Genomic DNA, 534 nt, shown 5'->3' on the forward strand with positions numbered 1-534 from the left:
CGGACACAAAAAATTTCTATTACGAGGCCTAAGCCTCACCCAAACAGGAGGATCAACATGCGATACCAGGTATTTAAAACGAAGGAAGGGGGCCAGCCGGTGTTTACGGCACCGTGGTACTGGTTGGCCTCTGCCATTGCTCACTGGTCATCTCTTAACTGGGATGCCTGTCGAATCGTAGACAGCAAGGTGGATGAAACAAGGCTCTGTTGGGCCAAGGCTCTACCGGCTGGGAAAAAAAAGTAATTTGGATGGAGTGATTATGAGGTTAGGTTTTGTGAAAAATACGGGGGTTTCAGCGTTCCTGGTAGCCATGCTGGTGGTGGCCCCTCAGGTATGGGCAGAAACCTTTACTGCGAAGGTTGTGGGGGTGTCTGACGGTGATACGGTCAAGGTCCTGACTGAACAAAGCTGTGACTCCGGGAAAGATTGCCGGAGCGGCAAAATCCAGTACCGGGTAAGGCTGGCGGAAATCGACACCCCAGAGAAGAAACAACCCTACGGCTCAAAGGCGAAACAGGCGTTGTCCGATCT

The 534-nt window shown here is 51.9% G+C and carries 1 protein-coding gene; it reads left to right on the top strand.

The window, feature by feature from the left end; translation table 11 throughout:
* Positions 1 to 262 precede the first annotated feature (262 nt).
* Positions 263 to 534: thermonuclease family protein (locus R7Z49_RS27255; protein ID WP_411913040.1), on the top strand; the 272-nt coding region annotated here is incomplete at its 3' end.

This window comes from Vibrio sp. 1562, assembly GCF_033340155.1.
Classification (GTDB): Bacteria; Pseudomonadota; Gammaproteobacteria; order Enterobacterales; family Vibrionaceae; genus Vibrio; species Vibrio alginolyticus.